Here is a 22,764-nt window from a genome sequence, read left to right as displayed (position 1 = left end):
CCACTCCTGCGTTTTGCGGGCAAGTTTTTCGTGTCTAAATGCCTCAACGGATCACAAATCTGGCCCAGTCGTGGTCGGGCCTGCTTGGTGACAATTTGAAACTCATCTATTTGGGCCCGCTCAAGGGTCATGGTTTGCGCCCCTGCCGATGTTCTTTTTCCGCCCGGTACTCTTCGATGGTGAGGTTGCGCAGGGTGGCGGTTTGGCCGTCGGGGCTGTGGACGAAGCCGACGGCGGCCACGAAGGGTTCGATGATGTGGATCTTTTGCAGGGGGGTGACAATCAGCAGTTGCAGGTTGAGGCGGGCGAACAGCTCCAGGCCGTAGCGGGCCGATTCGTCGGAGCCCCGGCCGAAGGCCTCGTCGATGACCACGAAACGGAAGGAGCGGGAGCGCACCGCCCCCCATTCCAGGCCGAACTGGTAGGCCAGGGATGCGGCCAGCACGGTGTAGGCCAGCTTTTCCTTCTGGCCGCCGGATTTGCCGCCGGAGTCGGCGTAGTGCTCGTGTTCCCGATCGTCCTCGCGCCAGCGCTCGCTGGCGGCAAAGACGAACCAGTTGCGAACATCGGTCACCTTGGCGGTCCAGCGGCGGTCCGCCTCGGTGCGTCCCTCGCGGCCCCGGAAGCGTTCGATGATCCGTTTGACCTGCAGGAACTTGGCCTCGGAGTACTGGTCGCCGGTGGAGCCGGTGAGGGTCTCCTCGGTGCAGGCCTTGAGGTCGCCCAGAAATTCCTTGATCTCCTGGTCGGCGGCGGCGCGGGCCTCCAGCACGATGTAACGGCCGGGGTTGTAGTCGATGTGGGCCAAAGAGAGGTTGATCCGCTTGATGTTTTCCTTGATCTTCTCCCGTTCCTTGATCAGCTGCGACTGGAAACCGGCCACCTCGCGGATGGTGTTGACGTTGAGCAACTCCTTGAAGCGGGCCTCGAAGCGGGGCAGGTCGTCGGCGCTAAGACGGTCGAGCCACTGGCGGTAGTCGCCGGCGGCGGCCAGCGCCACGTCCATATCCCGGGTCTCCAGGGGGTAGGTCTCGCTGACGCCCCGCATGCCGGCGCCGATTTTTTCCTGTAACTTGCTTAGCTGGCGGCCGAGGTTGTCGATTTTGCTTTGCAGCCACTCCCGCAGCTCCCGCTCCCTAGCGTCGCAGTTTTCCAAGGTCAGGGGCTGTTCGGGCTGGGCCTCGGCCCGCAGGCGAACCAGTTCGGGGTAGCAGGCGGTGGCTTGGTCGCCGACGGCGGCCAGCAGTTCTGTTAGCTGTTGGCGCATTTCACCCAGGTCCTGGTGGCGTTGGGCCGTTCGGGTCCGCTGTTCCCGGCGGGCCTCCAGCTTGGCCTCCACCGCCGCCAGCTGATTTTCCGTTTCGACCAGTTGACCGGTCAGGGTCTGCAGCAGGTCGGAGGCGGCCTCCAGCTCCTTTTTTTCCGCCGCCAGCTCGGCGGCCCGGCGGGCTACCGGTTGCCAGTCCAGTTCCCGGAAATCCCGGTACTCGTCGAGCTTGGTCAGCAAGTTGAGGCGTTCCAGCAGCCGCTGCCGTTCCTGTTGCAGAATGGACAGTTGTCGGCCGACGGCGGTCAGTTCTTCCTCCAGCCGGCCGGCCTGCTCTTCCAGGGCGGCGATCTTGGCGGCGTTGGTCCAGCCCAGCACGTAGCGGCGGCGGTCGTCCAGGCGGTGGCGGTCATCCTTTTCATGGCGCTCGCCTGGCATCTTGATCTGGCCGCTTTTGGTCAGGGCCCGGGTTTCGCGGCGGAAACGTTTTTGGTCGTGGCAGCAGATCACCGCGAAGCGGCGGGCGATTTCCCCTTCCAGCCAGTCGTAGAGGGGGGTCTCGGGCTTGATCGCCAGCTTGTTTGGCAGCAGGTCGGCATCCGGTGGTGGCGGCTCGCCCACGCGGCCGGGGCGGACCCGGAAGTAGACCAGCCGACCCTTGAGGTCGGTGTCATCGACCCAGGCGGCCACTTTGGTGTAATGCTGTTCGGGCACCAGCAGCGAAAGACCGAAGTTGTGCAGCAGCCGCTCGATGGCCCCTTCCCACCGGCTCTCCTCCTCCCGCACCTGGATCAGCTCGCCGGCAAATGGCAGTTCCTCTTCCTTCAAATCCAGGGCCTTGGCTAAGCGCTGGCGCATGGCGACCTGCTGTTGCGCGATGTTGCTGCGCCGGGCCTTGAGGCCGGTGATCTCGGCTGCCAACTGCTCGTGTTCCCGCCGGCCCTCTGCCAGCCGTACCCCGGTTTCGTTGATTTGGTTCTGCAGGCGGGCCTCGTTTTCCGTTTCTTCTTCCCGCAGGGCGTCGCACCACTGGCGCTGGTTGAGAAAGGCTTCCTCATCGGCGGCCGCCGTTAGCCCCAGCCCGGCGGCCAGCTCCTGGTAACGCTCGGCCTTGCGGCGGCGTTGTTGCTGCTGCTCCGCCAGTTGCCGGATCTCCTCGGCCAGGTTTTCCAGGCGGTCGCCGCCGCTTTCGGCGATATGGCGCCGCAGTTCCCGCTCCCGGCTCTGCAGCCCGCGTCGCTGTTCTTCCAGGTTGGTGATCTTGAGCTGGTGGCGCTCCAGTTCCTCGTTCAGGGTGGCCAGCCGTTCGTCCAGCAGTGCCAGCTTGTGTTGGGCAAACCAGGGCTGCAGGGCCTCGCGGCAGGCGGTGAGTTGGTCGCGCCGGGCGGCTTCCCGGTCGTAGCGGTCGCAGTCGGCCACCAGGGGGGTGAGCCGCGCCACCTGGTCCTTGGCCTTGAGCACCGCTTCGTGGGCCCGGCTGAGGTCGTCAAAGTGACCGATCAGGGCCTCGATGCGGGGTTCCACGGCAAAGGGCTCCAGCATGTGCTGGCGGACGAAATCGGTGAGGTTGCCCACCGATTTCAGCGAAACGGTCTGTAAAAAAAGCTCCAGGGCCTGCTCGTGTTCGATCCCGAAACGGCGCTTGAACCAGGCCCCGTAAGGGGGAAAGGTGTCGAAGATGTTGACCTTGGAAGAGGCGCGCAGCCGTTTACGCAGGGCGGTGATTTCCCGGCCGAAGCCGGCGAAGTCGGAGGTGATGGTAAGGTCCCGCTCGGCGGCGACGAAAATGCGGGCCGGCTGGCCCAGGTTGTCCTTGAGCCAGAAGACCTGGGCCAGGGTGATGGTCTGGTTGTAACCGGCGTTGTGGAAGACCCCCAGGATCACCGAGTAGTGATGATGGTCGCGCAGGGCCACCGGCTTGGCCCGCCCGCCCAACTCGCTGCGTTCGGACTTGTAGTAGCCCAGCACGTAGGAGCGCAGGCTGCGTTCTCGGCTCTCGGCCCCGGCCGCCTTGTTGTAGGCGATGCGCTGGGCCGGCACCAGCAGGGTGGTCACCGCGTCCACCAGGGTGGACTTGCCGGAGCCGATCTCGCCGGTGAGCAGGGCGTTGTCGCCGCCCGGGCGCAGGGTCCAGACCCGGTCGTGGAAGGTGCCCCAGTTGTAAACTTCCAGGCGCATCAGCCGGAACCCGGCCCGGCGGTCGTCAGTGCTGAAATCCAGCCGCATGGGTTCAGGAGTCATGGGGTTCTCCGGCGGTGGCGGGAGCCTCGGGGCCGGCCAGGTGCAGGCGGTATTCCTCCAGGCGCTGGTCGAATTCCGCCAGCCACTGGGCATCGACAAAGGCCTTGATGATGCGCCGGACTTCCCACATGGGTTCCGAACCGCGTAGCCGGCGGATGAAGCCCAGATCGGCGATCTTGTTGAGATGGCTGTCCACCTGGTCGAACAGGCGGGTTTCGTTGCTGCCCGCCGGCAGAAAGACCCGGATCAGTTCCACGATCTCCTCGCGACCCAGCACCAGCCGGCTGTCGCCGCCGCCGGCCCCGGCGTCGAATTCCGCCAGTTTCTTGCGCAGCAGGGCCAGCAGCAGGCTGACCGGAAACGAGAGCTGGCGGCGAACCATCAGCCGGGGTGCCTTGGCGGTCGTGGGTTCCTGCTCGTCCTCCGGGCGGGAGCGCAGAAAGGCGTAACCTTCCGCCTCGTCCAGAAGCAGCTCCAGATCCAGCACCGCCACGTAATCCCGCACCCGGGCCTGCAGGTTGAGCAGGCTCTGCCAGCGGCTCGGTTCGTCCTCCCGGTAGAGCACCCCCTTGAGCAGGGGTACCACCAGGGCGGCCAGCTCCCGTCCCTCATCCTCGGGGGGAGGGTCGGTTATGGTTTGCCGGTTGTTTTCGTTCATCTTCATGGGGGTCCGTTTTTTGTCAATGAATTAACATCTTCCATGGCCCGTCTTGCCCTGTGCGATTTTGCCATCGGCCACCTGATTATCGCCTGAAAGTGATACGGGGCAGCTCGGTTTGGCGGGTGTGGCCCTCCGTCGTCTGCCAGGAGATGGTTTCGGCGCTCTCCTCGTCGATCCTGACCTTGGGATCTTCGCCGGCCAGTTGCAGCCAGGCCAGCAGTTCCGCCAGCCCGTACTGCAGGGGGTGGACGGCCACCAGCTCCCGCAGGCTGATCTGCTTTCGGGTCTGCAGGGCGCGGCGCAGGTGGCGGGCCAGTTCCGCCCGGTCCACCACCAGCTGGCGGTAAAGGGCCTCGGGGTCGGTTTCGGCCTGTCCTTCCTCCAGGGTGGCGGCGGTGATGGTGACGGCGCGGGGCGGTCGGAAGAGGGGCCGCTCCAGGGGCAGCTCGATGGCGGCGGCGGTGCCGGCCATGGTCATGAAGGCGCCGGTTGGTGGGTTTTCTCGCAGGGCCAAAGCATTATTTTCAATGTTGTGGAGCAGGTCCATGATGCGGCGGTTTTCCAGCCACGCCTGGTCGTCCAGGAAGCGGCGCAACTGCTGGGAGAGCCGGGCCACGGTGCGCTGGGTGCTCTCTCCCGCTTCCAGCCAGTCGTAGTGGATCCGCTGCAGCCGGGGATCGGGGGTCAACCGGGCCACCGGTGGCAGGGCCAACACTTTTTCCAGGCGCCGGCTCAACTCTTCCTGGCGGCTGGGGGACATCAGGAAATCCCAGAAGGCGCGGAAGCTCTTGCCCTGGTCCGAATCGGCGATGGCGTCCCGCCGGCCCATGATCTCTTCCAGCAACTCGCCCTTGGCGCCCTCCCAGCGGGCCACCCGCTCCCGCACCCGGCGGTCCAACTTGCGGAAGTTCTCCTCCACTTCCCGGAAGTCGGTGAGCAGTTCGCGGGCCAGTTGCAGAAACTGCTGGAAACGGTCCTTGACGGCGGCGTCGTCCAACAGGCTCAGCTCCCCTTTTTTTATTTGCTCTATTTCCGCCTCGATGGCCCCCCGGCGCTTTTCCAGCTCGGCGATGCGGGTCTCGGGGTCGGTTTCGCGGCCGGTGGCGATCTGGCGCAGCAGTTCAAAAATGGTCAGCAGACGGGATTCGGTGCCGACAAACAACCGCTCGCTGAGGCCGCCCAGCCAGCTGACGGCCTTTTCGCAGGCCGGGGTGAGATCGAAATGGGGCTCGTCGCTGCCGGGGGGGTAGAACTTGCGCAGCCAGCCCTTGTCGTTGTCGGCCCAGTCGTTGAGGTAGGCGGTCGCCGGCTTGGGAAAGGCCTGTTCACCAAGTTCCTCCCGCAGGGCGAAAAGTTGGTCTTCCAGGGCCTCGGCCAGGTCGGCCCGGCTCAGCATCCGGACATTGGGGGCGATGAATACCCGGTGAAGAAAGCTGGCCACCAGCGGCGCGTGCTCCGAACAGAGCAGTCGCCAGGCCGGGTGCTCCCGGCGCAGGCGTTCCAGGGTGGTGTAGTCCAGCCCCGGCCGGGTTCCGGTTTCGTCGTTGGTTGTTATGCCGCCCATGTTTGCCATGGTGGCAGATTAATGAGGGGTGGGGCCGGTCGCAAGCCGTTTTTTGGGTTCAAGTGCCGAAGAGATAATAGCGGTTACCCTCTTCCTTGGCCTGGTACATGGCGCAGTCGGCCTTTTTGAGCAGGGTTTCCCGGTCCTGGCCGTGTTCGGGGTAGAGGCTGAGGCCGATGCTGGCTGCCAGGCGGCACTCGATGTTTTTGGGGAAAAAGGGTTCGGCGATGGCGTCTAATATCTTTTCCGCCAGGTGGATGGCGGCCTCGGGCTGGTCGATCTCCGGCAGGATGATGGTGAACTCGTCGCCGCCCAGGCGGGCCACGGTGTCTGATTTGCGGATGCAGCCTTGCAGCCGTTGGGCCAGTTCCTGCAGGATCAAATCACCGGTGTCGTGGCCCAGTTGGTCGTTAATGGGTTTGAACTTGTCCAGATCGAGAAACAAAATCCCCACCTTGTCGCCGTTGCGGCCGGCCCGGTGGAGGGCCTGGTCCAGCCGGTCGTGGAACAAGGCGCGGTTGGGCAGGCCGGTGAGCACGTCGTAATGGGCCATCTTCTTGAGGTGCTCTTCCACCAGCTTGCGCTGGGTGATATCCATGAACACCCCCACGTGGCCGCCGTCCCGGCCCCGTTCATCGCGCAGGGGGCTGACGTTGAGCCAGGCGGCGTAGACCTCGCCGTCCTTGCGCCGGTGCCAGACCTCGCCCTGCCAGAAGCCGCCTTTTTTCATCGTCTGTTCGATTTCCAGGTAACGCTCTTCCTCGTAGGAGCCGGCGCCCAGGACCCGGGGGCGACGACCCCTGATTTCCTCCAGCCGCAGGCCGGTAATTTCGCTGAAGGCCGGGTTGATCTCGATGATCCGGAAATCCGGATCGGTGACAAAGATGCCCTCCAGGGCGGCCTCCATCACCCGGGCCGCCAGCCGCATCCGCTCCATACTTTTTTCCAGCTCCTGCCGCAATTGGTGACGTTCCAGGGCGTAGCCGATGGTCCGCTCCAGCAGTTGCCGGTCGGTTTCGCCCTTGACCAGGTAGTCCTGGGCGCCGTTGCGAATGGCGCTGAGGGCCAGGTCCTGGTCGTCCAGGCCGGTCAGTACCACCACCGGCACCTGGGGGCGGGCGGCGCGTACCCCCTTTAAAGTTGCCAGCCCTTCGCTGTCCGGCAGGTTGAGGTCCAGCAGGACCAGGCAGCAGTCTTCGCCGGTGAGATGCGGCGCCGCTTCCTGCAGCCGTTGGCAGTGGGTGAACTTGCTTACCGAATCGATTTCCTCCACCATGGCCCGGATCAGGGCGGCGTCGGCGGGGCTGTCTTCAATCAGGAGAATGTGGTGCATGGCTCTTTCTCTATAACTTCGACTTAATTGACTAGCTTATTCTGGCAGGTAACTATTCAACAGGATAGCGGCGGGCGGGGCGGCAGCTTGACCACCGCCAGCCAGAAATCTTCGATGGTCTGGACCACCTTGATGAACTGGTTGAGGTCCACCGGCTTGGTGATATAGCAGTTGACCCCCAACTGGTAGGACCTGAGCACGTCCTGCTCGGCGTCCGAGGTGGTGAGAATGATCACCGGAATGGTGCAGAGTCGGGAGTCCTTTTTTAACTCCTGCAAGACCTCGCGGCCGTCCATCTTGGGCATGTTGAGATCCAGCAGGATGATGTCCGGCATTTTTTCCTGCTCCGTGGTGCCCCGCAGTAATTCCATGGCCTCCAGGCCGTTGCGGGCCACCTCCAGATTGTTGGCGAGCCGGCAGTCGGCGAAGACTTCCCGGGTCAGGCAGATGTCGGCCGGGTTGTCCTCCACCAGCAGGATGTTGATCAGGTCCACGTTGTTGCTCGGTGTTTCCACGTTGGGCGCTGCCCTGTTTGATGCCTCCACGGCCCTCTCCTCCTTGTTATGGCTGTGAGCCCTCGGCCGGCTCGCTTTCACCCTTCGGCAGGGTAAAATAAAAGGTTGAACCCCGGCCGGGGGTGGATTCCACCCACAGCCGGCCCCGGTGGCGTTCCACGATTTTCCGGCAGATGGCCAGACCGATGCCGGTGCCGGGATATTCGTCCCGGGTGTGCAGCCGCTGGAATATCTTGAAGATACGATCAAAGTACTGTTGCTCGATGCCGATGCCGTTGTCGGCCACCGCCAGCCGCCAGGTTCCGTTCTCCCGCCGGGCGGTGATGGTAATCCGGGGTGGCTGGTCGTTTCGGCGGTAGCGGACGGCGTTGGTCAGCAGATTCTGCAGCAGCATGGTCATCTGGCCGGCTTCGGCCCGCACCGTGGGCAGGGGCTCGGGGCAGTCGATGACGGCCACGTTTTCGGCGATCAGTTGGGCCAGGTTGGCCTCGACCCTGGTCACGACCTGGTTCAGGTCCACCGCCTCCGGCGGGCGGGCCTTGGTGCTCAGTCGGGAGTAACTGAGCAGGTCGTTGATCAACTCCTTCATGCGGCCGGTGGCCTCCACGATGTGGGCCATGTGTTCCCGCCCCTTGGCGTCGATTTTATCACCCTGGCGTTTTTCCAGCAGTTGGACAAAACCGGAGATTACCCGCAGGGGCTCCTGGAGATCGTGGGAGGCGACGTAGGCGAACTGTTCCAGCTCCTGGTTGGAGCGTTGCAGTTCCTGCTGAAAACGGTGGCTTTCCCTTTCCCGACGGCGAATGGTCCGCGCCATTTCACTGAATTGCCGCTTCAACTCGCCGACTTCGTCGCGGACCGTCGGCGGCGGGGCCGGTGGGGCGCCCTGCCGGGTAAAATCCTCCATTTCCCGGTGCAAGCCCTTGAGCGGTTTGACCACTTGGACATGCAGCAGCCAGACCAGCAGCAGGATGGTGACCAGGCTGAAGAGCGCCGCTGTCGCCAGGTGGGTGCGCACCATTTCCCGGCGGGCCGTTGCCAGTTGTCGGTCGCTGAGGTGCACGACCACGAAGCCGGCATCCATGGGGGGGGCATCGTGGAAAGGCTGGTAGAACACCCGGGCAAAAAAAACGTGCTGCGGGCCGTGGTCGTCCCGGGTGTAAAAAAAACGGGCTTCGGGGGAGGAGGCAAAAAAATTGGCGGCGGCCAGGATGGTCGGCGGCAGTTCCGGCTCGTGCACGCTTCCGGTCTGCTGGGGGTAAACTTCTATCCGGCCCCAGAACTCGTTGTAGACGCAAACCTGGACCACATCCTTCTCTCTGATGATATACGAAGCCCGGTTGACCAGGTCCAAATTCTCTTCGGCAATCCCTTCACTGACCAGTTTGGCCAGGATCAGGCTCAGGGTCTGGCCCCGTTGGACAAATTGGGCCTCGGTATCCTTGGCCAGATGGTTCACCAGAAAAACCGTGGCCGCCAGGCCTATTGCCGCCACCACCCCGACCACGATGGTCGAAATCCGGATGGCCAGGGGAATAAAGCGGGGAGCGTGGTTCATGGCAGTTCATGTAGGGCGATGGCGCCGAGCCCGGAGATCAGTTGCTGGCCTTCGGGTGAAAGGGCGAATGCGAGAAAACGGCGGGCGGCGGGGGCAGCGTCGTCAGCCAGTCCCAGGTAGAGGTGGCGGTGCAGTTGGGTGGGGTAGGCGCCGCTGCTGATGTTTTCCTTGCTGGCGGCGATGCCGTCTATGGCCAGCATTTTCAGACCGGGGCGAATACGGGCCGAGGTGAAGCCGCTGACCGTGAAGCCGTCGGGGTCGCGAGCCACGCTTTCTTCAACCAGGCCGCCCGAGGGGCGGGGAAAAAAGACTTGCGGAGCCACGGCGATGGGCCGGCCGTCCAGCACCTGTTGCTGCAGGGTGAAAGGGATGCCATGGTTGTCAAAGCCGCTGCCTCTGGCGCCATGGCGGGAGTATTGCAGGTAAACCGCCAACGGCCGGTCGGGGCCGCCCAGTTGACGCCAGTTGTCGATCTGGCCCAGGAATATCTCCCGTACCTGCTCCAGGCCGATATCACCCACCGGGTTGTCCCGGTGGGTGACAAAAACCAGGGCATCACCGGCCACCGGTACCAGGCGAACGCTTGCGGGAACGTGATCGGCCGAAGGGGGCAGGCAACTGGCCGCCAGGTCCGAGGCTTCGGCATCCAAGGTGAGCAGTCCGGTCATGGAGCCGCCGCCCTTGAGCAAGACCCGGATGCCGGTGCGTTGGGTGAAGGCGGCGCTCAACTGTTCCAGGTAGCCGGTGCGGCTCACCGAGCAGCCGCTGAGCCGCAGCACCAGGGGACGGGTCTCGGACGCCGGGGAGTTTGCCGCATGGGCTGCGGCGTAAAGCGGGGCGGCGGCCCCCGCCCCGCCGGGCTGCGCCGGCAACAGAAAAAACGGCAACAGCAACAGCAGCAGCAACAGCCGCCGGCCGAGTGGCAACCCACCGGGCGGCGTCGAAAAAGGGTTGAGCAGCGGTTTTATGGGCATGGCTACAGTTTCCGTTTTACTTCGGCGGCCGGCCGTCGGGCGGCGTGGTATTGCCACTCCGTGGCGGCCAACCTGAACCCGGAAGAATAAAGCGGAAAAACAAGCCGTTGTCAATCATAAATTGGTCCGTCCGTTGGCTCTGGCATCTGCTCAACCATGTGGTGCTCCTCCCTATTCGGACCCAGCACGATCAGCGCCGGTGTCCATTTGATGTTGAATTTTTCCGGGTAAGGCTTGCTGTCGGAGGGAATCCGCAGCGGAACGAGGTTTTTCTCGATGAACTGTGCCACTTTGCTTTCGGGATACGTAACTGTATCCATACTGTTGGCAGCCAATTCATTGGGGGTTGAAGAAATCCAGCAGAACAGGTTTGTCGGTCTCCCGTCCCAGTTCCAGGGCTTCGTTCATTTCGGTGTGCCACTTGATTTGGGTGCTCATGGTCGGTTCTCCTCTTTTGGTTGATGAATCAACTTCCTCCGGCAAAAGGCCGGCGGCTCTCCAAGCTTCTGTTACACTGTGGGCTTGCCACGGCCGAAAGTAAATCGGCTCCCGAAAATTTTGGTAAACCAGCCCGCTTGACCCGGCTCGGAGAGGATATTTATCGTTGACAACCTGGTGGCCGGAAGACATTATGTCCAGTCCATATAGACATCACGCCGGAAATGCGCGGGCTGCGGGCCGGTGACGCCATGGTGGTCGCCACCGCCACCGAAAACTGCCCGCTTTTGACCGCCAGCAACGGCAAACATTGCCGGGCCGACCAGGATCCGGCCCGGCAAACCCTGATTTGTCGGCAATCAATCCGAAATGGCCACAGTGATCACCGATAGTTACCCTCCCTCTCGAGATGATTCCCGGCGTCCCGTAGTTTTTCTTCCCGGCTGGGGATTTACCGGCCGGGTGGGCATCCTGGGTGGCGAAGATCCGGCTTTTTGTCCGGTTGCCGGGGGGGTGCTTGACCCCGATGCCCTGGCGGCGGGGTTCGGCGCCTGGCTGGATCGACAAGGCATCGAGCAGTGTGAAATCATCGGCTGGTCGTTGGGGGGGCGTTGCGCCCTGGAACTGGCCCGGCTTTATCCCGGCCGGGTGACGGCGGTGCATCTGCTGGCGGTACGCGCCGCCTGGCCCGCCGGCGAACTGGCCGACATCCGGGCCGAGTTGGCGCGGCAACCACAAGATTTCCTGCGCTCCTTTTACCGTAAATGCTTCCTGGGCTATCGTGCGGCGTACCGCCGTTTTCAGCGGGAACTGGAGGAAGAGTGCCTGGCGGCGGCCGAGCGGGCGCCGGAGGTGCTGGCGCACGGGCTGGCACTGCTGGCCGCCCCGATGCCCGCTCCTGAAGGACTGCCGGCCGGCTGCCGGGTTGTGGCCGTCCATGGCCGCCGGGATGTGATCGCCCCGGTGGAACAGCGCCTGCGCTGGCCCGGCGCCGAGGAGCGGCTGCTGGAACATGGCGGGCATGCGATTTTTCTGGAGCAGAAGACGGGAGACGGAAGATCGAAGACAGAGGATAGAGGACGGAGGACGGATGATAATGCCAAGGAAGGCATCCGTCGGCGTTTCAGCCGGGCCGCCGCCACCTACGATGCCCATGCCGATGTCCAGGGGCGTACCCTGGCCCTGCTGGCCGAGCGGCTGCCGCCGGACCCGGCCGCGCGGGCGGTACTGGAACTGGGTTGCGGCACCGGCAACTGGACCCGGCGGCTGCTCGATAATTTCCCGCACGCTCACATCACAGCCCTTGATTTCTCCGAAGCCATGCTGCGGCAGACCCGGGAGAAATGCCTCAACTCGCCCCGTCTGGAACTGCTGTGCCGGGAAGGGGAGGAGTTTCTGGCCGCCAACCGTGCCGCTTTCGACCTGGTCACCGCCAACGCCACCCTCCAGTGGTTCAGCGACCTGCCCCGCTCCCTGACCGCCATCCAGGCCGGCCTGCAGCCCGGCGGACGGCTGCTGACCACCATTTTCGGGCGCCGGTCCATGCCGGAACTGGACGCCGGGTTGCGGGCGGTCTCCGGCGGTGGGCTCCGGGTGGCGGCCCGCAACTTTGTCGATTATCAGCAACTGCAGGCCATGGTGACGGCGGTGTTCCCCGCCGCCACCGTGGAGGAATATTTTTTAAACCGCCGCTTTTCCGATCTCGGCGAGTTGCTGCGACACTTTCGTTACACCGGCACCGGTGGTCCCGGCCGCCCGGCCGATACCGCCGCTTTTACCACCCGGCACTACCGCGAGTTGAGCCGCTGGTTTGCCGGCCAACCCCACGGTTACCGGATCAGCTTCCAGGTTTTCCTGGTGCAGGCCCAAAAGGAGTAAACCCCCATGAAAAAGTTACCCCGAGCGATCTTTGTCGGTGCCACCGACACCGGCGTCGGCAAGACCCTGATCAGCGGCCTGCTGGTGGATTTTCTCCGCCGCCGGGGCATTGACGCCGGCTACCAGAAATGGGCCGCCACCGGCTGTGAGGAGGAACTGCCCGAAGACCTGGCAACGGTGCAGGCCCTGACCGGTGAGCCTCCCCGGCCGGGCGGTGCCGACCCGGATCTTCATGGGATCACCAAAGTCGTGCCAGGACCAAGTATTTTGACCGGTCTCGACCTGGAGCTGGCGGTGCCTTATCGTTTCAGCCTGCCCGCCTCGCCCCACCTGGCAGCAGATCAGGAAGGCCGGGAAATTGACCCGGCCCGTCTGCTGTCCTTGTTTACAGAGGCCCGGGCGGCCCATGAGGTGCTGGTGGTGGAAGGAGTGGGGGGGATGCTGGTGCCTCTAACCCGGCAGTTGCTGCTCATCGACCTGGTGGCCGAACTCAAACTGCCCACCCTGCTGGTGGCCCGCAGCGGCCTGGGCACCATCAACCACAGCCTGCTGACCCTGGAGGCCCTGCGCCGCCGCGATATCCCTGTAGCGGGCCTGGTGTTCAGCGACGAGGAAACAAGCCCGCCGGAGGTCATCGTCAACGACAACCGGCGCACCATCGCCGAACTGGGCCAAACCACCATCCTCGGCCGCCTGCCCCGTTGCCCAGATCACCCCAGCGCCCGAACCGCCTTCACCCCCATCGGCGAAAAAATATCCCAAGCGCTGCTCTGCCATTAAGTAAAAATTCAGTAAGCAAAAACCAGCAAGCATCGCGGAAAAAGTGCGCCAGTGCCGCAGGTTGGGGCAAGCAGTCCCGGCGATTATAGCAGCGCTATATCGCCGGGACTGATCGCCCGCAAGATGCGGTGCTGGCGCACTTTTTCCTAGTAGTAATACCAGATGGATTCGTAGTCCGAGATGCTCTCACCGATGTTTTTCAGCCGCTCCAGGTAATCGAGAATCGGCACGTCTTCGTTGAGATAGGTGGAGGTGTGCTGGGAGACCTTTTTTTCCCAGGAGAGAAACTCGTACACCCGGGCGCCGTCGGGTTTGATGGCCAGCAGGTTGCGGTATTCCCGGGCTCTTAGATAACACTTGCCCTGGCGCGGCACGTTGAACACCGCCTCGTCGGTGCGGCCCAGGCCCGGCAGCAAACGGGCCTCCTCTTCCTGCTCCTGGATCAGCCGGGCGATGGGCACCCGGTAGCCGATGGTCTCGTCCTTGCCTTTGGTGTTGAAGGTGTAATAGGGGTCGATACCGCTTAAACGCAGCTGGCGGCGCAGGCAGGCGGCCTCGAAGCGGCGGGAGATGAAAAAGGTGTAAACCAGCTGGTTGTAGACCGGAATTCCATGCTGCCGCAGGCGGTTGACCGCTTCCACCATTTCCGGGGTGATCTCATATGGGTGCTGGATATGGGTTACCACCGCCGTCTCCCGCCGGCCGGGCTGGTGATGGCGGGCGATCAGCTCCATAAGCTCCTCGGTGAAGCGCATGGGCATGGTGACCAGGGTCCGGGTGCCGAGCCGGATCCGCTCCACGGTGGGGATCGCCGCCACCTGGTCAAGGATCGCCGCCAGGGTTTCGTTGCCCATGGCCAGGGGGTCGCCGCCGGTGATCAGCACCTCGTGGATGGCCGGGTGATCGTGGATCCAGCCGATGGCCGCCTTGATTTTGTCCATGCCGGCAAAGGCTCCCGGGGCCATCACCTCGTCGATTTCCCAGTTGCGCTGGCAGTAAACGCAGATCTGGGGGCAGGTGTTGTAGGGTTTCAAGATGCAGATGGCGGGGTAGCGGCGGGTGATCAGGTCAAAGGGCGAGGTGTCCTCTTCACCCATGAAATCTAGGCAGGATGGGTCTTTGGCGGCCAGCACCCCCTGCACATAGCTCATGGGCGGCAGCACCTGGGCCCGGATGGAGGCGTCCCGACCGCCCGGGTCGTCATCCATCAGGCTCAGGTAATAGGGGGTGATGCCAAACGGCAACCGGTGCTTGCGGGCCAGCGCCACCGCTTCCCGTTCGGTCTCGCTCAGCCTGACCAGTTTTTCCAGGGGTTCAAGCTCCCGCACGATATGGCGGATCTGCCAGCGCCAGTCATGCCAGGAGTCAAGATCGGCCCCCAGTTCCTTGATGATCTTATCCCGGCGGCCCTGGCGCCGGGCCACCGCCGCTTCGTTCATCCCCAGGGGGTAGGATTCCATGTAGCGGTCCACCTCGCTCCAAAGATCGTCCAGTTGGCGGGAGCGGATGCGGGCGGCGGGGCGGCCGCTGGCCTCGATGGCGGTGAGATGGATGGAATCCAGCGCCCGGCGCGGTCCTTGCCCCTCCAGCCCTTTGCAGAGATAAAAAATTTCGGCATAAAAGGCCGGGGTCAGTTCCGGCCGGGGCTGATGGCGGGCGATATCCCACAGGGCTTGCGCCACACTGAATCCCGCCGCTTCCTCCGCGTCCGGTTTGATCATCGAACGCAGGACGCCAGCGCAGTCGCGGACGCGGGCCCGGATGCCGGCGTCCTGCCCCTGCCCCAGTTCTTTGCCGCCGCTGCGGGCTTCACACCGGTCAACCAGTTGCAGCAAACGCCCGCGCGCGCTTTCCAGATCCTGGGCCTCACGGAGCACCGCAAAGAAATAGGGGTTGGTCTTGAGCAGGTATTTGGCGGTGAAGATTCTGGGCTCCATGGCAACTAAGCGTAGCGGTTCCGGCGGTAACCGTCAAGCCTGCCGATTGGTCGCTGCCGCCAAATCGCCGAAGCCCGGAGCGCAACTTTAGCTTCTTCTCTTTCTCTCCCTGCTGTCCAGATACCTTTTGAGCGCCTCTTCCGACGACAACCAGTTGCGCCTCTCTTTATGGGCTTCAAGCTTGCCGGTGCGGGCCAACAGATTGAGATACTTGGGAGAAAACGGTGAGAGCTTGGCAAGCTCGGCTAAAGGGATGAAACGTTCCCCGGCCTTCCGGGCCGGGGTGAGCACTTTAAGATAGATATCGAGTGACCGAAAAACCGCCTGGGCAATGAAGCGTACGAAGGGGCCATGATTATCCCGGTCGGCCTCGGCCAGGGTCCGGTAGTATTTTTTTCGATCGGTTTTCAGGATAACCACCAATGGAAAACCGGCCTGCATCAAGACAACATTCATGACCAGCCTGGAGGTCCGGCCGTTGCCGTCAAAAAAAGGATGAATGTGGGCAAGCCGGTGGTGCAACAAGGCCGCCAGCTCAACCGGGTGCAGAACCATCCTGTTTCGCCGTACCCAAGCGACCAGTTCCCGCATCAACCGGGGAACCTCCATTGCTTCGGGCGGCTGATGATCGGCCCCGCCGATGATTACGTTGCTGTTCCGGTACCGGCCGGACCATTCTTTATCGAGATCGCGCATCACAATCTGATTGAACTCCCTGATCAGGCGCTCCGAGAACGTGATGCCCCGGCCCTTGGCCACTAATTCGTATAAATACTCCAGGGCTTCAGTGTGACTTTTCGCCTCAAGATGGTCCTTGAGTGGCTTACCTTTGATGGTCAGACCTTCGCTTATGACCAGAAAGGTTTCCTTGAGTGTAAGGCTGTTCCCCTCGATGGCGTTGGAGTTGTAAGTCATTTCCAAGCCGAACTGCTCCTTAAGCTTTCTAACCGCCGCCTCGGGGAAAGGTCGACAGGAATTCAACAGGGATAATTTCTCGTCCAGACGGTTTGTTGCTTTTGAGTCCAAATACGGCATTGGCGCCACCAGCTCTTAATATGGTTTGTTAAGTTTTTTGCACCATACCATATTAAGAGTTTTGCGCCAACCGGGGCTTTCGTAGCCACCCCAATATAGAGTATCTCCGTGTGTCACGGCACGATAAAGACCAGGCGATCGGTATCCCGGGCCGTTTTGCCATCATTGCGACCCCCTTCGATGGACAGCACCAGGGTGTTGCGGCCCGGCTGGAGAGGAATTTCCAGCTCCTCGTCGGTGAAGGGCTCGGGAGAGAACAGGGCGCTGATATCCTCCCGGTTCAGTTCCGCCGAAAAAGTGGCCGGATCGACAGTTCGGCCATAATAAACGTGAACAGTATAGCTGTTCGCTCCGGGAGCAAGTTCGGTTCGAGCCTCGGTGGGCTGGGCGTAGCCTAGAAACTTGTTCACATCGGTTGGGCGCCCCCCCTTGCCGTAGAAAAGCGGGGGGATATAATAAAAATATTTATGGAGATCTTGGTCGGCAGAATATTTATTTGTTAACCTCCATAATCCATCTTCTTTGACAAAAGTCGACGGTATGATATTAACACTGCCGTTATGTTCATGATCCTCAACCAAAATAACCACAGCATCCTTGAATTCAAATTTGTCAATTATAAATGATTCTTTAACGCTTTTTTGTAACCGGAACATTTCGCTACGATCTATACCTGCTTCCTGAAAAAGTTTTATATCGCGAGCGAGTGATTTATTGGTCATAAGCTCGTCACACCAATCCATATCTTGAGTCTCTAAACAAGACTGTACAGCAAACAAAGTATTTTCCGGCGACAAGTAATCGGCTTGTGTTCTTGTTATGGTGGTTATCTTAATCGGGTCATCATAATTGCTTGCATAACATACTATAGGATGCAATGATACGAAAAATAAAATTAGAATTTTTTTTACCATTTTTATCTCCTAAATTTTAGTCATTTAAAACTGGTAATGACACATAAGCAGGCAACAGCTCTTTTCTATCAACCATGAATCTATGGACAGATTCTTCAATTATAGTCATTCGGCGCAATCTTAGTGATATTGTCCCGGAAACATTTAAACCAGACCATTCACCAGAAATAAGCAGACCTGCCGACTCAACCTCTAGTGTTTGCGATACGCCTGATTTTCCGCTAAGTTTTCCTTTAAAAACTACAACCTCATTAGGGCTTTGGGCTTTCACCTCACCACCCACTTCGATTGTCGCCGCCAAACCTCCGGAGCCGCTCCATTGGGTGGAGTCCTGACAAGCATCGTAATTGCCGTTGATCTCTGCATCGGTACCGCCGGTGACCGTTACCGCCATGGCGTCGAGAGTGACATAATCTTTGATCTTAGGCGGCAGGGGTATGCCGACAATGGTGAACGGGCCGGCATCGATATGCAACCCGGCTGTCGCGCTCCCGCTGGTGGAAGAGCCGACTTTGGTGCCGGAGCAGCATTCGCTGTATCTTTCGAAATCTGTTGCCATCCTGAGGTCGGTGGCGTCGCCGACTCCGATTGTCTCCAAGGCGTCATTTACATAGTTCGGAATCTCGATGGCAACTGATGTCGTTTGTTTGACGTCCTTGTTTACCACCAGAACCGTGCTAACGGCATTGTTGCTGTCTCCGTCGCTGCACGAGCCGGTTACCTCTACCTCCTCCGTTCGCCATAAGGTGGTCACCGTTGCCGGGATAAAGGTTACCGTGCTCTCATAGCCCGCCGGCATGGTCAAAAGGTCAAAATCAGAATGCTGGAGGGTGGTGCCGGAGTCATAACAGACCGCTGTGGGGGTCAGGCTTTCCAGTTTATAAGCCACCACCGGATAACTGTCCTGGCACGTCTCGCCGCTGGTAGTCGTGTACTGCAAGTGCAACCCGTGGAACCCGGCGGTTTCCGGGGTGAAATAAGCCGTTCCGCTTTGGTGGTCATCGCTTGGGGTCAGGCCGGTAAGTGGCGTCCACTGGTATGATCCGCCGTCAGGAGTTCCCGTGGCCAGCAGGCCGATGGTGTCACCCAAAGGGGTCTCACTGGGGCCGTCAATGGTCAATGAGCATTCCTCCACAATGCTGAGTTGATGGTAACCCTTGCAAGTTTCGGCCCCGTCGCTGGTGGTGTAGGCAACCTCGATCTCCACCTCCCCCGGTTGATCGCCGATGTAAACTGCTTTGGGGCCATCACCGGCAATGCTACCGCTACCCGAGCTGATCCTCCAGGCAAAAACGCCATCAGACGGATCGGCGGCGGCACCCAGGTTGACCGCTTCCCCCACCCCGGCCTGGCCCGGCCCGGAAACCAGCACTTCGCAGGCCGGGTGGGCGTAAATCCACTTGGTGTCGCTGCAGGAGTTGCCTTTGGGGGTGGCGTAGCGCATCGACACCCTGATGTAATCGGAGGTGGAGGGCTTATATCCGGTCAGGGTGGCCGTGGAGCCACGGGGAAAAAGATTCGGGGTGGCGGACCAGCTGTAAGAACCACCCGCCGGCAATCCTTCAGCCGTTAAGGTGATGGTCCGCCCGATCTTTACCCAATGCGGTCCTGCGATGGAGGCCGAACATTCCCAGGCGACAGCGGTGGCAGGAACGAAAAGAAACAGCAAAAGCAGTAATTGCAGGGCAAATTTGGCCCACTTCATCGGCTGTTCCCCCGCTGTTGCCGGCGCTCCGCTCGCTCCCGCCAGACTCCGGTCTCAATTCGGCGGTAGAGTTCATCTGCCAAGGCAGTTTCTCCTTCTTCTTCGTGGATGTCGGCCAGATTGAAACGAACATAATCGGCGTCCGGGCTGTCGGGGAACTCCCTGAGAAAAGTCGCGAAAGCATTGCGGGCCGCATCAGGTTGCTGTTGTCGCCGTTGCGCCTGGCCCAGCCAGATCAGGCTCTGGGATTTGATAAAATTGGTGCTTTCCTTGGCGCGCGTAGAGGTGTTGCGGGGATCGTCGATCAGTTCCAGGGCCGCGGCGGCCGATTCCTCCACCAGGGAAAATCGCTGCAAGGGATAGCCGTATCTTTGCAGGTTCCATAAGATTCGCAGCCGCTTTTCGGCCCGCTGTTCCCGCCGCAACTGCTCACTGGCGGCGGCCTCCCCCAGACTGAAGGTGGCTGCCGCCAATTCATCGAAACCCTTGTCCCGGAGATCCCGGGCCAGGTTCAACTGGGTTTCGTAATCGGCGATATCGTTGACCAGATCGGCCAGGCGCCGGGATTCGGCCCGAATGAGCTCGTGATCCTTGAGTTTGGCCCACTGGCTGTCGATAAGGCGAGAATACGCCTTCAATGAGAAAAAACGCGGTTCGGGGTAGCGGTCGATGTATTCCTGGTAATGGTGCATGGCCTGGCCCCACTCTTCAGCGCTTGCGGCTGTACGGCCCAGGACGAAAAGCGCCCGGCGGGCATAGGTGGTGGCGGGGAACCGATCTTTGATTTCGGCCAGCATCCGGATCCCACGGGCTTGATGATGACTGGTGTTGAGGCAGGCGATGGCCAGGGAATATTGATTGCGCAGGCCCAGTTCATAAACCCCCTCAAAGCGATCCAAACCAGCAAGCAATTGGGCGGTGGTCTCCTTGTCGGCCGCCCTGAGCCGCAATAACGCTGAAACAGCGCGGATCAGGGCGTGTTCCTCGGCGGCCAGATCATCCAGGGTCATGGATTCGATCATGTCGCGCAGAATCTTTTCGCCCTTGGGACGATCACCATTATCCAGCAGCAATCGGCCTATCCGGTAACGATCCTTCAGATCGAGCCCAAACAGTTCAATGCCGTTGACGGCGGCGTCAAGCACTGCGGCAAGGGCTTGCTGGTCGTCTTCTTCCCGGTGAATTTCCGCCAGTTCGGCGCTGGCCCGGACAAATACCTTGTTGTTGGTTTTTTGGGGAGCCCGCTGCTGGTCGGCAACAATGGTCAGCAGGGCGGCGTGCGCTTCCCGGGTGCGGCCATGGTCACGATATATTTTGGCCAGGTTGTAAAGGTTTTTGGATCCGAACTGATTATCCTGCCGAACCTGCTGCAGACGATCCAGATTCTGCCGTGCTTGTTCGTATAGTCCCAAGGCTTGCTGCTGCTCGATCAGGCCGCCGTAGGCAATGAGCAGGTTGCGCAGGTAGTATTGCGAATTTCTGCGAAACGATGCGGTTTTGCGGCCGGTGATCGCCGGGTGGGCGGCGATGTATTCCGTGTATTTCTCGATGGCGGTCCCCTGCTCTCCCAGGGAAAGAGCGGCTCGGGCCTGAACGAGCAGGTAATAACGATCCGCGGCCTGGGTAGCAGCCGGCAGGGCCGACAACAGCAGCAACCAGGTGATCGAGAAGATTAAAATTTTTTTCTGCATGGCGGGTCTCTTCGGGGTAACTTTATGATTGCGCTCAGGGGGCGGCGTCGAGGAGAATTTTGATAAGCAGCCGGTAGTCAGGTTCGTAATTGTCCGGACCGAAAGAGGCCTCGAAATCGCTGCGGGCGGCGATATCGGCCTGGTCGGTGATGATCCGGACAATCTGGCCGCGCACTCCATTGGCGAAACAGGTCTGGATGATGGCAGCCCCGCTCATATCAACGGCCACCGCCTGAAATTTGCTCCGCAACCAGTCACGCTTTTCTTCGTCGGCGATCATCTGATCACCGCTGACCACGGGGCCAATGACCAGTTTCCATCCTTTCTGCCCGGCCGGTTTAGATCTCCTCCAGGCCTGTTCCATGGCGGCGGTTTCCGGATGGGCATTGTACCCCTCATCTTCCCAGCCGGTGCCGTCCGGCGTTCTGCCCCAGATGAAGCCATAAGGTTTGATGGTGCCGAAATCATGCTGGTAAACCCGGTCGGCCAGAACCATGTCGCCGATTTTCAGGTTTTGATCTACTGCCCCCGCCGGCGCGATGGAGATCACCAGGTCAACCTCGAATTCGGATAACAGGATCTGGGTGGTGATGGTGTTGTTGACCTTGCCCATGGGCGAGCGCACCAGGACCAAATCCCGGCCCGCATGGCGACCGGTGACATACTCTCTGCCGGCCCTGGTCAGGGTCGAGGTATTGCTCATCAGGCTCCTGATGCTTTCGAAGGCATCGGTCCGGGCGACAATGATCCCGGTTGCCCCCCAGGAGGCCGGTGGCAGCAGAAAAAGCAATACTGCTCCAAACAGTATCTGCCAAAGCAGGAACCGGGAAAATTTGGTGGTGTTCGTTTCAACCATGAAAGCTGATCGTCAGAAAATCCCGCAACAGGCGCTCTCCGATTTCCGGGTTGACCTGCCGCACCAGATTGATTTTGCCCCGCAGAGAAGCCTGGAGGGCGTCGATGGTGTATTGTTCCGGCCGGGCCGCTCCCCGGGCGGCGGCGTATCTGTATGCCTGCAATTGCAGCTCTCCCTGCCGGCGGCAGTTATGAATTATCGCTCGGAGGTTGCGGATTTCCCGGCGGGCGATATTGGGCCGGGAATTAACCACGATCCCGGTGACCTTTTGCTGGCCGCCGTTTCTCTGGATGCGGGTTTTGGCAGTCTTGACGGCAAAGCCCTCCTCCCGGATAATCTCCTGCAGAAAAGGCAGCAGTTGGGTCATGTTTCTGTTTTGACTGGAAAAGGTAAGGTCATCGGCATATCGCGAATACTCGTAGTCCATCTTCTCCCCGACTCCCGCCAGCCGCCGGTCCAGGCGGCGACAGACCAGGTTGGAAAGAAAGGGGCTGGTAGGCGCGCCGGTGGGTAAGACTCCCCGGCGGGTGGTCAGGCCGGTCAGCAGTTCGGCTACCTGTCGGGGATAGCCCAGGCCGGTAAACACCCCGAAAATTCGCTGGGCGGTGATGCTGGGGAAAAAATCCTCAATGTCCAACTTGACAACCACCCGGTTTGCCACATGCCGCCGGCTGTTGGTGACGATGGAGCGGCGGCGGCGAAAGCCCTCGGCGTGGGGGTTGAGGGGCACAAAAGCGAGAATTTCATCGAGAACGCCCCGTTGCGCCTTTTTCAATTCAGGTCGAGGAGCGTGGATCAGGCGGGTGCTGCCGTCACTTTTGGGGATCGGGTACGAAAAGTAATGGCGCTCGGCGGTGGCCGCCAGATGCTGCAACCGGTTCAAGGGCAAGGAAACGGTTTGGGCCAGATGGGCGGGATTCAGGAGGCAAACCACACCCTGTTCGTAAATTCGCTGACAATAGGCGGCCAGAAAGTCAAGGGCCGGGGCGGGGAGGTGGTTATTGGCGGCGAGGAACAGGCGAACCTTTTTGGCTGGATTGGGCGGCCGGGCCGGCGCCAGGTTGGGCGGCCGTCCTCGGTCAAGCTCCAGCCGGGCGAAGGCTTCCAGCAGGTCGATCACTTCCGGCTCCACCCCGGCCCGCTCGTTGACCAGCCGCAGATTGCGAAGAAAAAGCTCCCTTTTTTCTGCTTTGTTTGGGAGCCGTTTAAGACATTGAGTGGCGGAAGAAGAGCGGTTGTTCCGTTCCGGGCGAGAGTGCAGCAAGAAGATATGGGAAACTGGTCGTAAACGCTCACAGGACACCGCGTCTTGCGGCGATCGAGCCGGCCTCACGTTAAGGTACGCATCGCCGTCTCGCTTGCCGCAACCTTCGGTACCTGTGAGCACTTACCCCAGAGGGGGCGTAATCATTTACAA

17 protein-coding genes are annotated in these 22,764 nt (G+C 61.2%); 2 read left to right on the top strand and 15 right to left on the bottom strand.

The annotated features are described in order from the left end of the window. Nucleotides 1-127: 127 nt before the first annotated feature. The 8 genes from P0N66_RS02405 to P0N66_RS02370 form a co-directional block, all read right to left on the bottom strand. On the bottom strand, nt 128-3,508 hold the full coding sequence (locus P0N66_RS02405) for an ATP-binding protein (RefSeq protein WP_275802394.1): 3,381 nt from the start codon (nt 3,506-3,508) through the stop codon (nt 128-130). Continuing rightward, entirely contained in the window at nt 3,498-4,166 is a 669-nt protein-coding gene (locus P0N66_RS02400) for a DUF4194 domain-containing protein (protein WP_431189996.1), read from the bottom strand. The genes P0N66_RS02405 and P0N66_RS02400 overlap by 11 nt, the downstream gene beginning before the upstream one ends. Nucleotides 4,167-4,251: 85 nt before the next feature. After that, complete coding sequence (locus tag P0N66_RS02395) at nt 4,252-5,733, bottom strand: DUF3375 domain-containing protein (protein ID WP_275802391.1); 1,482 nt, start codon at nt 5,731-5,733, stop codon at nt 4,252-4,254. Between the two features lie 58 nt (nt 5,734-5,791). Next, nucleotides 5,792-7,066 (bottom strand): diguanylate cyclase domain-containing protein, encoded by a 1,275-nt coding sequence (locus tag P0N66_RS02390; RefSeq protein ID WP_275802390.1) that lies wholly within the window; start codon nt 7,064-7,066, stop codon nt 5,792-5,794. Nucleotides 7,067-7,122: 56 nt separating this feature from the next. Next, nucleotides 7,123-7,611 carry a response regulator gene (locus tag P0N66_RS02385; RefSeq protein ID WP_275802389.1) on the bottom strand — a complete coding sequence of 163 codons (489 nt, stop codon included), beginning with the start codon at nt 7,609-7,611 and terminating at the stop codon, nt 7,123-7,125. A 16-nt stretch (nt 7,612-7,627) separates the two neighbouring features. Continuing rightward, nucleotides 7,628-9,139 carry a sensor histidine kinase gene (locus P0N66_RS02380; RefSeq protein ID WP_275802387.1) on the bottom strand — a complete coding sequence of 504 codons (1,512 nt, stop codon included), beginning with the start codon at nt 9,137-9,139 and terminating at the stop codon, nt 7,628-7,630. After that, nucleotides 9,136-10,113 carry a substrate-binding domain-containing protein gene (locus P0N66_RS02375; RefSeq protein WP_275802386.1) on the bottom strand — a complete coding sequence of 326 codons (978 nt, stop codon included), beginning with the start codon at nt 10,111-10,113 and terminating at the stop codon, nt 9,136-9,138. The genes P0N66_RS02380 and P0N66_RS02375 overlap by 4 nt, the downstream gene beginning before the upstream one ends. A 110-nt stretch (nt 10,114-10,223) precedes the next feature. Next, nucleotides 10,224-10,433 (bottom strand): hypothetical protein, encoded by a 210-nt coding sequence (locus P0N66_RS02370; RefSeq protein ID WP_275802384.1) that lies wholly within the window; start codon nt 10,431-10,433, stop codon nt 10,224-10,226. 487 nt (nt 10,434-10,920) lie between these two features. On the opposite strand from P0N66_RS02370, the gene P0N66_RS02365 reads away from it, so the two are divergent. Together P0N66_RS02365 and bioD are read left to right on the top strand one after the other, a co-directional pair. Continuing rightward, a complete protein-coding gene (locus tag P0N66_RS02365) occupies nt 10,921-12,429 on the top strand; it encodes an alpha/beta fold hydrolase (RefSeq protein ID WP_275802382.1) in 1,509 nt (502 codons plus the stop codon). Nucleotides 12,430-12,435: 6 nt separating this feature from the next. Beyond that, on the top strand, nt 12,436-13,209 hold the full coding sequence (gene bioD / locus P0N66_RS02360) for a dethiobiotin synthase (protein ID WP_275802381.1): 774 nt from the start codon (nt 12,436-12,438) through the stop codon (nt 13,207-13,209). A 146-nt stretch (nt 13,210-13,355) separates the two neighbouring features. Here bioD and P0N66_RS02355 read toward each other — a convergent pair whose 3' ends face one another. From P0N66_RS02355 to P0N66_RS02325, 7 genes are all read right to left on the bottom strand, one after another. Beyond that, a complete protein-coding gene (locus P0N66_RS02355; RefSeq protein WP_275802379.1) occupies nt 13,356-15,146 on the bottom strand; it encodes a KamA family radical SAM protein in 1,791 nt (596 codons plus the stop codon). An 87-nt stretch (nt 15,147-15,233) separates the two neighbouring features. Then, entirely contained in the window at nt 15,234-16,127 is an 894-nt protein-coding gene (locus P0N66_RS02350) for a Fic family protein (protein ID WP_275802377.1), read from the bottom strand. A 167-nt stretch (nt 16,128-16,294) separates the two neighbouring features. Further along, nucleotides 16,295-17,095: a hypothetical protein gene (locus P0N66_RS02345; protein WP_275802376.1), complete on the bottom strand. Its 801-nt coding sequence runs from the start codon at nt 17,093-17,095 to the stop codon at nt 16,295-16,297. A gap of 16 nt (nt 17,096-17,111) precedes the next feature. Then, a complete protein-coding gene (locus P0N66_RS02340; protein WP_275802374.1) occupies nt 17,112-18,800 on the bottom strand; it encodes a hypothetical protein in 1,689 nt (562 codons plus the stop codon). Further along, nucleotides 18,797-20,491, bottom strand: coding sequence for a tetratricopeptide repeat protein (locus P0N66_RS02335; RefSeq protein WP_275802372.1), 1,695 nt, complete (start codon nt 20,489-20,491; stop codon nt 18,797-18,799). The genes P0N66_RS02340 and P0N66_RS02335 overlap by 4 nt, the downstream gene beginning before the upstream one ends. A 34-nt stretch (nt 20,492-20,525) precedes the next feature. Then, complete coding sequence (gene mtnN, locus P0N66_RS02330; protein WP_275802371.1) at nt 20,526-21,347, bottom strand: 5'-methylthioadenosine/S-adenosylhomocysteine nucleosidase; 822 nt, start codon at nt 21,345-21,347, stop codon at nt 20,526-20,528. Continuing rightward, the gene (locus P0N66_RS02325; RefSeq protein WP_275802369.1) at nt 21,340-22,734 is read right to left on the bottom strand and encodes a reverse transcriptase family protein; all 1,395 of its coding nucleotides are present in this window, start codon (nt 22,732-22,734) and stop codon (nt 21,340-21,342) included. Before P0N66_RS02325 ends, mtnN begins: the two co-directional genes overlap by 8 nt. Nucleotides 22,735-22,764: the final 30 nt, after the last annotated feature.

Source organism: Desulfurivibrio dismutans (assembly GCF_029210385.1).
Classification (GTDB): Bacteria; Desulfobacterota; Desulfobulbia; order Desulfobulbales; family Desulfurivibrionaceae; genus Desulfurivibrio; species Desulfurivibrio dismutans.
Note: the sequence above shows the minus strand (reverse complement) of the source record. Positions and strands in the feature narration are given on the sequence as shown.

Coding starts and splice junctions, on each gene's coding strand:
- P0N66_RS02405 (WP_275802394.1), bottom strand. CDS start 3,508: ATGACTCCTGAACCCATGCGGCTGGATTTCAGCACTGACGACCGCCGG.
- P0N66_RS02400 (WP_431189996.1), bottom strand. CDS start 4,166: ATGAACGAAAACAACCGGCAAACCATAACCGACCCTCCCCCCGAGGAT.
- P0N66_RS02395 (WP_275802391.1), bottom strand. CDS start 5,733: ATGGGCGGCATAACAACCAACGACGAAACCGGAACCCGGCCGGGGCTG.
- P0N66_RS02390 (WP_275802390.1), bottom strand. CDS start 7,066: ATGCACCACATTCTCCTGATTGAAGACAGCCCCGCCGACGCCGCCCTG.
- P0N66_RS02380 (WP_275802387.1), bottom strand. CDS start 9,139: ATGAACCACGCTCCCCGCTTTATTCCCCTGGCCATCCGGATTTCGACC.
- P0N66_RS02375 (WP_275802386.1), bottom strand. CDS start 10,113: ATGCCCATAAAACCGCTGCTCAACCCTTTTTCGACGCCGCCCGGTGGG.
- P0N66_RS02370 (WP_275802384.1), bottom strand. CDS start 10,433: ATGGATACAGTTACGTATCCCGAAAGCAAAGTGGCACAGTTCATCGAG.
- P0N66_RS02365 (WP_275802382.1), top strand. CDS start 10,921: ATGGCCACAGTGATCACCGATAGTTACCCTCCCTCTCGAGATGATTCC.
- bioD (WP_275802381.1), top strand. CDS start 12,436: ATGAAAAAGTTACCCCGAGCGATCTTTGTCGGTGCCACCGACACCGGC.
- P0N66_RS02355 (WP_275802379.1), bottom strand. CDS start 15,146: ATGGAGCCCAGAATCTTCACCGCCAAATACCTGCTCAAGACCAACCCC.
- P0N66_RS02345 (WP_275802376.1), bottom strand. CDS start 17,095: ATGGTAAAAAAAATTCTAATTTTATTTTTCGTATCATTGCATCCTATA.
- P0N66_RS02340 (WP_275802374.1), bottom strand. CDS start 18,800: ATGAAGTGGGCCAAATTTGCCCTGCAATTACTGCTTTTGCTGTTTCTT.
- P0N66_RS02335 (WP_275802372.1), bottom strand. CDS start 20,491: ATGCAGAAAAAAATTTTAATCTTCTCGATCACCTGGTTGCTGCTGTTG.
- mtnN (WP_275802371.1), bottom strand. CDS start 21,347: ATGGTTGAAACGAACACCACCAAATTTTCCCGGTTCCTGCTTTGGCAG.